This window comes from uncultured Flavobacterium sp. (assembly GCF_937967675.1).
Lineage (GTDB): Bacteria > Bacteroidota > Bacteroidia > Flavobacteriales > Flavobacteriaceae > Flavobacterium.
Window position 1 is genome coordinate 1 of record NZ_CALBSN010000075.1, and the last position, 9216, is coordinate 9216.

Genomic DNA, 9216 nt, shown 5'->3' on the forward strand with positions numbered 1-9216 from the left:
AAGACCGCGAAGTTATTTTGCATTTTGCGCCTTATCCGATTCAACTTATTTTAGGTAAAAAAGATCCAGTTTTAAATTACGAGGACAATTTAGAACAAATCGAAGGCACGCAAGTAAAACTCACCACTTTTGAAGATGGTCACATGAGTCATTTTGAAAATCAGACGGAATTATTGGCGGTTTTGAGTGGTTTTTTGAAAAAGGTATAACCACTAAGAGCACGATGAAGGCACAATGAACACAAAGCTTTGTGAACTTAGTGTAATTACTTTGTGTCCTTTGTGGTTCAATACAACCTTATGTTTAAAAAAACATTTAACCACTAAGAAAATAAAATAATCACATATTAAATTAGCCACAGATTTCACATATTAGAAGGATTTTGGAATCTGTGAAAATCCTTTAATCCGTGGCAAATTATACTTTTTCCTTAAACGGAATTTCTGTATTGAAAATTTCTACAATCAATTTTTCTAGTTCTGCTTTAAAATCGTCTAAAATTTCGGTTGAAATAACAATATCAGCATCTTTTCCTTTTCCTAATCCGAAAGGTAAAAAACCGTTTTTCATATTTTTGAATGAAACAATACCGGCTGAAACTTCTCGATTTTGTTTTAACTCGTGATTTTCAAACATCAAGGCATAGCACAACAACTGAATGATTTTCTCATTTTTTATATCGGAAGTCAAATCACCAAAATCTTGAATTTTTAAGCTGTTTCCATCTACTTTTCCGGTTTTATAATCGATAATTCTGATGGCGCCTTCTCGCTCTTCAATTCGGTCGACTTTACCTGCTATTTTTATTGGGAATGGCAACGATTTTACTTCGATTTCACAAGACAAACTTGCTTCTAACAGCAATACTTTTATGGCTTGACCTTCTTCGATGTCTTTCTTTTCTAGTTGTAGAAAATTGTAAACATTTCGTTTCGCTACTTCAAACGCCAATAGGTTTTTTCCTTTGGTAATTTCGCCTTCTTTGTAAATTTCTTTGAAATGTTTCAGAATGACTTCATCAATTTTAGCTTCCATCGCTTCAATATGATGCAATGCCAAAAACTGATTCAAATACGGCGTATACAATTCTTCCAAAGCGTTATGAATGATGGTTCCTAACGTATTTACTGCGATGTTTTCTTCTACTTCATCCGCTTCGTTAATGCGCAAAATACGTTGCATGTAAAACTGTAACGGATTTCGAATATAATTTGTTAACGACGATGGCGAAAATCCTTTATCAGTTGCAATTTCGTGCAAACGGGTTAAGATTTTATCGGTTTTTGGAATGGTAACGGGTTCGTATGCTTTTTCGGGTAAAACCGCGTTATAAATTGTACTTATGATATTGTGTTTTGGTTGTTTCTCGATTTCTAATTGAGTAATGAAACGGCTTTTTTCTCCAGCATCGATTCCTTCGTTATCGGTGTTATAAAGCAACCAAACATTTTTCGCACGCAATAACAAATGATAAAAATGATAGCAATAAATCGCATCTTTTTCTTTGTAGGTAGGTAATCCCAATTCTTTCTTTACATCATACGGAATAAATGAATTTTGCGATTTTCCAGCTGGAAATTTTCCTTCATTTACCGAAGTAATAATCACATTTTCAAAATCCAATACACGACTTTCTAAAACACCCATTACTTGAAGACCGCTCAAAGGCTCACCTTCGAAAGAAACTTCCGCTAAATCGATAATTTGCTTGTAAATGGCTTGAAGCGATGGCAAACTTTCAATTTGATTATAAGTTTCGTGATAATTGGTTAATTTATTTATCGTTTTAAAAACGGAATACACAAAAGCTTTGGTTACTTTTTCTTCGGCATCATCGTTACTTAAATAGGATTTTATGATAAGTAAAATCGAATTCAAATTCGCTAAAATATCAGAAATAGAATCGTCCCAACGTGTAAATAATAATTTGAAGAATTTGTTTTCTGAATTAGGATATTTCTCTTCGTATAAACTGAATAATTTTTGATTCGAAAAGAAGGCAAAATTGTTGTTGTTAATCACTTTTACCACTTCTTCCACTTTACAATACGGCTCTACCAAAGGATGATTTAGAATATCTAAAACTTCTTTGTAGTAGAAGGTATAACTTTTTTCATTTCGTTGTTTAGCATTCGTATGCAACTTGAACAACTTGCTAATCAACAATTGTGCAGGATTATTTTTACTCGGATAACCCATCGTAATATTCAACGCATCAACCGATTCAGGCAAACCGTATAAAACAGGAAGCAATAGGTTTTCATCACCAAGAACAACAGCTGTTTTTTCTAAATTTGGGTTTTCAGATTGAATTTTTTCAATTATAGTTCCCACAATTTTAGCTTGACCGATACTTTTTGGCGTACCAATAATTTCGATATTTTTTTCTTGACTAAAGTGATTTACTACCCATTCGAAATCTTGATTTACGAAAGGTTTCCATTCTTTCTTGAATTTTCTAATGAACAAACCAGCATCGTGATACGAATCGTTCAAAAACACTTCATCAATATCCCAATAAATTTTGGCTTTGTTTTCGTTAGCTAAATGTTTGAATATTCTCTCTTCCGCTTGATTTAAAGCGTTGAAACCTGCGAAATAGATTTGTTTGGTAATTGTTTTGATAAACGAAGCTAAGTTTTTAACTGCTTCTCTGTATAATAAACCTTGATAACCGATTCCTTTTTTTAATAAATGCTTATAAAACGATTCATAGTATAAAGGTAGTTTCGCCCAAAATTCTAAATGAGTTGTGATTAATTTGGTTTTGTCTTGTGGATGTAAATCCCAACGTTTTAATGCTTCAATATCTTCTAAATAAGAGAAAACATGATTTGGATCTAATAAATAGCGATCGATTTCATTAAAATCTTGAATGGCAGTTTTTGCCCAAGTAGCAAATTCTTCGAAGGTTTGCTGTTTGGATTTTTCAGTTACGGAAAGATAAACTTCGTAGAATTCAAATAGTAATTCGATTGGGTCAACGATACGAAGACCTGAAATCTCTTGAATGAAATCTTCAATACTAATGATAGTTGGCGAAAACGAAGTAGTTTCTAATTGATTTTTTAAACTTTCTAAAAGAAATACTTTTGCTCTTTTATTGGGTAAAACAATCAGACAATTCGTTAATTCGATATCAGATTGTGATAAAATAGTGTTGCTTAACTTATCTAAAAAAGTATCTTGTTTCATTTTATAAAAATAAAAAAACGTCCCGAAATTTCGGGACGTTTCTTAATATATTTTAGAAAGAAATTATTTAACTAATTTCACTTCTACTCTTCTGTTGTTAGCTTTACCTTTAGCAGTTTTGTTAGAATCTACTGGCATAGACTCACCAAAACCTTTAGAAGATAATCTAGAAGCATCGATACCGTTTTCAACTAAGAAGTTTTTAACAGCAGCAGCTCTATCTTCAGATAATTTTTGGTTCATTGCATCTTTACCATCAGCATCTGTATGACCTTCTAAAGAGAATTTAGCAGTTGGATACTCTTTTAAGATAGCAGCCATTGCTTGTAAAACTGGAATTGTTTGTTTTTGGAAAGAAGCTTTACCAGAGTTAAACAAGATAGTTTTACCATAGTCATTTAATTTTTTCATTGTTTCATCAGAAACTTCTGGACAACCATTGTTAGCTACAGAACCTTTAACAGTTGGACATTTGTCGTCTTTATCAGCAACACCGTCACCGTCAGTATCTGGCCATGGGCAACCTCCATTATCTTTAGCTCCTGCAACAGTTGGACATTTGTCATCTTTGTCAGCAACACCGTCACCATCTGTATCAGGACAACCTTTCATCATTTTAGTTCCTTTGTCATCTGGACAAGCATCTTCTGAATTGATGATTCCGTCACCATCATTGTCAGGACAACCATTTAATTCTTTAGAACCTGCTTCCTCTGGACAAGCATCTTCTGAATCTTGGATACCATCTTTATCTGTATCTGGACATCCTTTAAATTCTGGTAAACCAGCAACTTCTGGACATGCATCATGTTTGTCGTAAATTCCGTCACCGTCAGTATCTTTACCTCCAAATTTGAAAGATAAACCTGCAAAGTGTTGAATATGAGTCGGAACATCAGAATTAGCAACTCTGTTGTCATCAAATGAATGTTTGTAAATAGATTGGAATTGTAAACCTACATTTTCAGTTAACCATAAAGTTAAACCTAAACCTCCATTTACAGTACCAGCAGAAGCATCTCCAAAGAAATTATAACCTCCACCAATGTTGATAGATGGATCAATCCATTTAGATTTTAACATTTCCATAAAGCTGTATTTAACAACAGCATCAAATGCGTAATAAGAAAGATCTCCTGGATCAGAAACAAAATCTGTTGATTGTGTTCCATCTACTCTAGATACCCATTTATTAATTTTGTTTACAGAACCTGTAACACCGAAAGAAAATCCATCACCTACATATCTAGATACGTTTAAATAAGATACTGAAGGTAAAATATTCCAGTTCTGATTTGCGTTTACTAATTGGATGAATTTTGGACTGTCATTACCAACAGCACTAACTTTAGTGTCAACTCCATTTACCCCAAAAGACACTGCCCATGGGTTGTTGCTATCTTGTGCTTGCGATGTTAAACCAGCAAACAATAAAGCTGCAGCAAATAATTTGTTAAGATGTTTCATACTTGTTTTATTTAATTACAATGCGTTATAATTAGAACAAAAGTAAGACGTTTTTTTTAACTACAAAAAGTTTTGTTAAAAAAAATTACTTATTTGTCGGATTTTTACTTAATTATACCTAATTTTTTACCAACTTCTGTGAAAGCTTCAATTGCTTTATCCAAATACTCTTGTGTATGTGCAGCTGACAATTGTACTCTAATACGCGCTTTGTCTTTAGGAACTACTGGAAAGAAAAATCCTATCACATAAATTCCTTTCTTTAATAATTCTTCTGCCATTATCTGTGATAATTTAGCATCATACAACATTACAGGTACAATTGCTGAATCACCATCTATGAAATCAATACCTGCTTTTCTTAATCCTGCTTTGAAGTAATTCGTATTCCATTCTAACTTATCTCTAAGTGTTGTGTCTTTTTCTAATAGTTCAAAAACTTTTAATGATGCTCCAATAATTGATGGTGCCAATGAATTTGAAAACAAATAAGGACGTGAACGTTGACGTAAAATTTCAATCACTTCTTTTTTAGCTGTGGTATAACCTCCCATGGCACCACCAAGTGCTTTTCCAAGCGTTCCGGTAATGATGTCTACACGTCCCATAACACCTTTAGCTTCTAATGTTCCTTTTCCTGTAGCTCCTATGAAACCAGCAGCATGACACTCATCTACCATAACCAAAGCATCATATTTATCGGCTAAGTCGCAAATTTTATCTAGTGGCGCAACTAATCCGTCCATAGAGAAAACTCCATCAGTTACAATTAATTTAAAACGATGACCCGCCTCAGTTGCTTTGATTAACTGTTGCTCCAAGTCTTCCATGTTATTATTTTCATAACGGTAACGAGCTGCTTTACACAAACGAACACCATCAATAATAGAAGCATGATTTAAACTATCTGAAATAATACAATCTTCTTCTCCTAATAAAGGTTCGAAAACACCACCATTTGCATCAAAAGCGGCTGCATATAAAATGGTATCTTCTGTTCCATAGAAATTAGCAATCTTTTGCTCTAATTCTTTGTGAATATCTTGCGTACCACAAATAAAACGTACTGATGACATTCCGAAACCATGAGAATCTAAAGCGTCTTTCGCTGCTTGAACCACTTCTGGATGTGATGATAAACCCAAATAGTTATTCGCACAAAAATTCAAAACCGTTTCTCCAGTAGAAATGGTAATTTCAGCTCCTTGAGGCGAAGTAATAATGCGTTCTTTTTTGTATAATCCACTTTCTTTAATCGTGGCCAATTCATTTTGTAGGTGTTGTTGAATTTTTCCGTACATAATAAGTTTATTGTTACTAGTTTGTTGTTTATTATAATTCGAGGTCACAAAGTTACTATTTCTATACTTTCTCCTATGTATATAAGTACTTTTTTTACCACCTCATATTTCATTTCTTCCAAAGCCAATTTATATTCTTCTAATTGGGTTTTGTGTTTATTATGTTTCTCTCCTGTTTTATAATCCAATAAAAAAACTTGCTTGCCTTTTACAACAACTCTATCTGGTTTAATAGTTTTAGTAACTTTTTTGATGATATTTTGTTCATTAAAAACCTTGATATCTGCTTCAAAATAGTCATTTAATTCGGGGTGATTTACTATTTTTTGAATGGTTTCTTTAAAAACTTCTCTTTGTGAAAAAGTAATCAAACCTAATTCAGTTGCTTTTTGAATAGCCAAATCCACATCATATTTCGTATGAATAAACGCCATGATTTCGTGGAGAATATTACCAAAATTAATCGCATCTTGTTGCACTGTTCCCCACATTAAAGCTTCGCGTTGTGCAATTTTGATGTTTTTTGGATTTAGTTTATTTGCAACAATTCCGATTTGATTGTGATTGCCTTCGTGAAATTTGTTTTTTGAAATTCGGGTTGAATTTCCAAACTCATATTCTGATTTGGTCTCTTCGTATTTTCCGATATTCTGTAAAAACTCCAGAAAATAATATGACAAATTATTGGTAACTAAATCGCCTTTTTTAGTTTTCAGTTTGTTTGAAATCACATACAATTGTTCTTCCGCTCTTGTTAAAGCTACATATAAAACGTTAATCGTATCTAAGACTTCTTCTTGATTTTTGGTTTGAAAAATCACTTTTGCTTCGTTTCCGTATGTTTCCACTTCTTTTTTATTGTTGATTAACGCTTTCGGGAAATTCACATTCGCATCTTCTAACGGAATCCATAATTTATCTTTTGGTTTGCTTGAAAAGTTTTCTTCCGCAAAAGGAAAAATCACCACCGGAAACTCCAAACCTTTCGACTTATGAATCGTCATGATGCGTACCGCGTTAGTTCCTTCTGGCGATGGAATACTTTTTTGGTAGCCAATTTTATCCCAATATTCCAAGAAATCCGCAATACTTGATTGCACTTTCACGTCTTTTTCCAACACCAAATCCAAGAAATACTGCAAATACGAAGTATTTACTTTGTTATTTAAGAACGTTGCAATCAAAATTTCAACCGCTTCGTAAAGTGATTTTTTCTTGCAATTTTTAAACGAAATTTCAATGCCGATGGTTTTCAAAAACGCTTCTAATTCTTCCGAATTTTTATCTTTTGCAGCCAAAATAAAATCATGAATTTCCAATTCCGATTGCAGATATTTCGCAATGAAATACAAGAAATAGACTTTCGATTCGTCGTCTTTTGGATTTTTCAAATAACGAAGCAACGCAATCAACAACTTCACTTCCGTAGCATTTTGAATCAATAAGGTTTCCGAAGACAAAATCGGAACGCTGTTTTCGGTTAAGAAATTCGCTAACTTAATTCCAGGTGCTTTTGTTCGCGTAAGCAACACGATGTCTTTGTATTCAAATCCGTTAGCGATACATTTTTCAATAGTTCGCAACGTTTGATTCAAGTAAAATTTATCTTTTACCGAAATGGAATCGTTGTCTGAATCAAAACCTTCTACTTCAGTTTCTTCTTCTGGCACTTCGATGAAGGACAAATTCACATAGCCGCCTATTTTGGAATTGATTTCTTGATGCGAAAGGTTTTCGTAAAGATTTTTATAATCTGGATTTTCAAATTTATCCGATAATTGCTTGAAAAAAGCATTGTTAAACTGAATGACTTCGGAATAACTTCGGTAATTGGTGCCTAAACGAAGCGTTTCTTTGTCTTTATTGGAAAACGGATTGTGTTTTTCATCTTCTTTCGCTAAATCAATAAATTGTTCGGCTTTTCCTCCTCGCCAACGGTAAATCGCTTGTTTTGGATCGCCAACCAACATTAAGGTTCCTTGTTGCCCAAAATCGTCTTGTCCTGAAAGTGCATTATCGATTAACGGAATCAAATTTTGCCATTGCATCACTGAAGTATCCTGAAATTCATCAATAAAATAATGACGATATTTTTCCCCCAAACGCTCATAAATAAAAGGCGCAGGCTGATTTTGAATTTCGCCATGAATAATTTTATTGAAATCGGAAATCGAAACTAAATTTTGTTCTTCCTGAATTTGTTTGAATTCTTGATAAATCGTGTTTAACAACGACAATGGATTCAAATTTTGAAGAAAAGCTTCATACATTGAAATTTTTCCCACTTTTTCATTGATTGCAATAACCGAAGCTAAAATTTCGGAAGCTTTTTCATCAATAAAATCTTTATCGGATTGAGGAATTGTCTTTGAATATGCTGGTTTTGTTCCGTCTAAATAATTAATTATTGTTTCGTTTATAGCGATTTTTTCTGATACGATTTTTTCTAAATGATTGGTTACATAACTGGAATAAAACGATTTTCGAGAAACACCATTTCCGTCAATCAAGTCTAAAACACTTTGAGCAATTGCTTTACAATCGAGTTTTAACTGTTTGATTTCTTCCTGCAATTTCTTTTTTACGATTCCGAAATCATCAATACTTTTTTCCGATAATTCTTTAATTTCTTCCGAATTGTTTTCGTTGGTAATCAGTTGGGCAACCTTTAATAATTCGGAAGAAATGTCCCAGTTTTTATCGTCGTCAGTTTTCTCTTTTGAAAATTCGATTAGTAATTTGGTTAAATTGGGATCATCACCTGCTTTGGAAATCACCAAATCGATGGCTTCTTGTAATAAGGAATCGGTTTCCAACGACACCTCAAAATTTGGAGGTAAATTCAAATCTTGTGCAAACGTTCGGATGACTTTGTGTGTGAATTTATCAATTGTAGAAATATCAAACGCAGCATAATTATGAATGATATTTTTAATGATGGCTTTCGATTTATCTTTTAAAGTAGCAATACTTAATTTGGTTTCTGAAGCAACATCTTTTAGTAATTCCATCGCTTTGTCAGAAGTAGTATCCAGTGAAAATTGGTACAAACTCGAGACAATTCGGGTTTTCATTTCTTCTACCGCTTTGTTGGTAAAAGTGATGGCCAGAATTTTTCTATAAGCATCATCATTCGTCGCCAAGAAAAGAATTTTTAAGTATTCTTTCGTTAGTGTATAGGTTTTTCCGGAACCAGCTGAAGCGTCGTATATGGTGAAAGCAGTTGTATTCAAGTGTAATTTTTTATTGATTT

General features: G+C 33.1%; 5 protein-coding genes. 1 reads left to right on the forward strand and 4 read right to left on the reverse strand.

Going from position 1 to position 9216, the window contains the following annotated elements; all coding sequences use genetic code 11:
• On the forward strand, positions 1 to 209 hold a 209-nt coding region (locus Q0075_RS05315), incomplete at its 5' end, for an alpha/beta hydrolase (RefSeq protein WP_297868607.1).
• 208 nt (positions 210 to 417) lie between these two features.
• On the opposite strand, the gene Q0075_RS05320 is transcribed toward Q0075_RS05315, so the two are convergent.
• The 4 genes from Q0075_RS05320 to Q0075_RS05335 form a co-directional block, all read right to left on the reverse strand.
• A complete protein-coding gene (locus Q0075_RS05320; protein WP_297868608.1) occupies positions 418 to 3195 on the reverse strand; it encodes a PD-(D/E)XK nuclease family protein in 2778 nt (925 codons plus the stop codon).
• Positions 3196 to 3258: 63 nt separating this feature from the next.
• Positions 3259 to 4662 (reverse strand): OmpA family protein, encoded by a 1404-nt coding sequence (locus Q0075_RS05325; protein ID WP_297868609.1) that lies wholly within the window; start codon positions 4660 to 4662, stop codon positions 3259 to 3261.
• 104 nt (positions 4663 to 4766) lie between these two features.
• Positions 4767 to 5963 (reverse strand): glycine C-acetyltransferase, encoded by a 1197-nt coding sequence (gene kbl, locus Q0075_RS05330; RefSeq protein ID WP_297868610.1) that lies wholly within the window; start codon positions 5961 to 5963, stop codon positions 4767 to 4769.
• Between the two features lie 44 nt (positions 5964 to 6007).
• Positions 6008 to 9196: an exodeoxyribonuclease V subunit beta gene (locus tag Q0075_RS05335; protein WP_297868611.1), complete on the reverse strand. Its 3189-nt coding sequence runs from the start codon at positions 9194 to 9196 to the stop codon at positions 6008 to 6010.
• Positions 9197 to 9216 lie beyond the last annotated feature (20 nt).

Excerpts from the sequence above, each read along its gene's own strand:
- kbl (WP_297868610.1), bottom strand. The coding sequence starts at position 5,963 with ATGTACGGAAAAATTCAACAACACCTACAAAATGAATTGGCCACGATT.
- Q0075_RS05320 (WP_297868608.1), bottom strand. The coding sequence starts at position 3,195 with ATGAAACAAGATACTTTTTTAGATAAGTTAAGCAACACTATTTTATCA.
- Q0075_RS05325 (WP_297868609.1), bottom strand. The coding sequence starts at position 4,662 with ATGAAACATCTTAACAAATTATTTGCTGCAGCTTTATTGTTTGCTGGT.